This window comes from Actinomadura sp. KC345, assembly GCF_004348515.1.
Lineage (GTDB): Bacteria > Actinomycetota > Actinomycetes > Streptosporangiales > Streptosporangiaceae > Spirillospora.
The window spans coordinates 1-2,336 of the sequence record NZ_SMKH01000526.1 but is presented as its reverse complement, the minus strand read 5'-3'; the positions used below and the strand labels follow the sequence as shown (position 1 = coordinate 2,336).

Genomic DNA, 2,336 nt, shown 5'->3' with positions numbered 1-2,336 from the left:
GGGTGTGCGTTGCACGCCCGTGAGGCCGCGGCAGGCCAGCGACCTGGGAGGGACGACTGCCGGGAATGTTGACGGCACCGCCAGCAGGGGTTGCCATGATCAGCCGTGACTACGAGTTCATGACCGGGAAGCGCTCCAGGGGACGAGTCCGGTGACAAACGTGGTCCTGTCGAGGAGTTCCGGCGTGAGACGAACCCCGGTCAGTCGTTCGGCCAAGGCGAACGCGGCCTCAGTCGTCATGGAGAAGTCCGGTTCGTACTCGTCATCCTCCTCATGCAGGTCGAATCCCACCTCTGCCATCAGTTCGACTAGATCGTTCGGGGTGGAACCGTCTAGACCGGTCGGGAAGAGCGGTTCGAACGATGTCCGGACCTCACCGTCCTCGTACCAAAGGAACAGGTCATGGGCGTTGACGTTGCAGAAGTGGGCGACCAGGCGGGTACCTCGCGACAGCGGTTCGACCAGATGCGGCACGGTACCCAGGAAGCCGTTGACTTCCAGGCCAAGCAGCCACTCGCCTTGATCGGCAGGGACTGTAGTGGCCGCGATCAGGAACTGGTTACCGGAGTGTTCCTCCCAGACATCCGAGGTTCGCCTCTCCAATCCGGCATACCCCGAGACGTCTCCGTCAGGCGTAGCCCGCATGCCCCGCAAGTAGTCCCGCACGGTCAGGTCGCGAACCAGGACCGCACAGTACGCCTCTGCTAGCTCCGAGTAGTCGTTAATCCACTGATAATCGATTGCGGTAGCTGCCACCGGACCACCATGCCAGAAGCACCGAGCTTGAGCGCGGCATGGTTTGAACGTCAGGTCAAGGCTCGAATTCATGATCAGCTTTGCAAGCCCGCTGTCTCTGATCGTTCATGGGCTCCTACGGGTGGCTGTGCCGAGTACGTGCCGAAGTTCTCAGGGCTCTTCGGCCTGGTCGCTTCGCTGATTCGGCGCTTGGCATCCTCCTTCTGACCGGCGACGCACTCGGCGTAGACGCGTAGCGGCACGGCCACGGGTTGACACGGCCGCGTGCCGGAGGTCGTACGGCGTCTTGGCCAGCAGCGAGGCCGCCTCACGCTCGCTCAGGTCGCCGCCCTCGCCGTGTGCCATGCCCCGAGGTACGTCCGGTCGGTCATGATCCCGCCGCGCGGCCGACGAACAGCCGGCCCCCGGCCGGAACGCCGAACTCCTGGCTCCACCGCCCCGATCCCCTGCGAGCCGGGCACTCGTTCCGCTGCGCCAGGGGAGAGGCGACGAGCCGACGGTGTCGCCCCGCCGTTCGTCCAGCGCAAGCCTGTTTCGGCGGCGTGCGAGTAGGAGTCCGAGCGCGGCTTGTCGCCGCGGCTGCCGCTCGTCCGTGTGTCGGACCTGACGTTGCCCAAGATCGCGAACTGCGGACGGTCTCCGCCGAAGACGCGACCGACGGTCGCCCAAACGAAGGGAACAATGCGATGTTGTTCGCCACGCTCTGCGCCACGCCGTATCCGCCTCCGCTCCCGAAGCCGCCGCAGACGCCGGGCGGGCCCGGGGCGCCGCGGCCGCCGGCGATGGTGTGAAGCAGTAGCACTGCATAAGGACTCCGCCTTGGCGGAGCCCTGATCAACGGATCCCGGCGGGCGTGGTCGTGCACCACGGCCGTCGAAATTCTTTCATTTCCGGAGGTTCACGGGCGGCCTTCAGCAGCCGGTGATGGATCACCCGCCATGGCCCCCGTGTGCTCGGCTGCATGCATCGCCCCACTCCTCTCGTATTCCTCGACCCGCCACCATCCGTCAGCTCCAGGGCGTCTCGGCGAACGTGGCGCCGGTCTCGGCGAGCGACGCCAGGAATCCGCCCTCGACGTCTGCCCACCGGTGGACGTCGCACCGGCCTGCGGCGAATCACGGCCCTGCCTCCGGCACTTGGCGAGGCGGGCCCGTGCTGCGTCGCCGCCTAATGGGCGTTTGCAGAGTGCCGGTCCTCACGCTCAGGAAGCGTGAGGACCGGCGATTGGGCCGGGGTGATCAGGCCCCGGACCCGCCGTGGAGCGGGCGGGCCTCGCTGTGGGCTTCGGCGGAGCTCTGGTAGGCGTCGCCGAAGTTCTGCTCGTTCTGAGGTGTCGGGTTGCTCGCGTACTCGCGAGCAGCGCCGCTCAGATTGTTCTTGGCGGCGTCCGCGTTGTCGGCCGCCTGCTGGGCCTCGTTGGCCATGGGTTGTGTCCCTTCACTAGGGGGCACGTCTTAGTGCGTGTTTGAGAAGTTGATCTAGGTCGGTGTGTCTGCGTGACCGTCCGGGTAGGTTCGCCCCAGGATGGCGGGATGTCTCGGCAGTCGTGTTACCCCTCGGACCTGACCGATGATGAGTGG

2 protein-coding genes are annotated in these 2,336 nt (G+C 66.4%); both read right to left on the bottom strand.

The window, feature by feature from the left end; translation table 11 throughout:
* Positions 1 to 117: 117 nt before the first annotated feature.
* Complete coding sequence (locus E1281_RS39190; protein WP_131884741.1) at positions 118 to 756, bottom strand: DUF6461 domain-containing protein; 639 nt, start codon at positions 754 to 756, stop codon at positions 118 to 120.
* Positions 757 to 1,994: 1,238 nt separating this feature from the next.
* Entirely contained in the window at positions 1,995 to 2,180 is a 186-nt protein-coding gene (locus E1281_RS39185) for a hypothetical protein (protein WP_131884740.1), read from the bottom strand.
* Between the last annotated feature and the right edge of the window lie 156 nt (positions 2,181 to 2,336).

Coding starts and splice junctions, on each gene's coding strand:
- E1281_RS39185 (WP_131884740.1), bottom strand. CDS start 2,180: ATGGCCAACGAGGCCCAGCAGGCGGCCGACAACGCGGACGCCGCCAAG.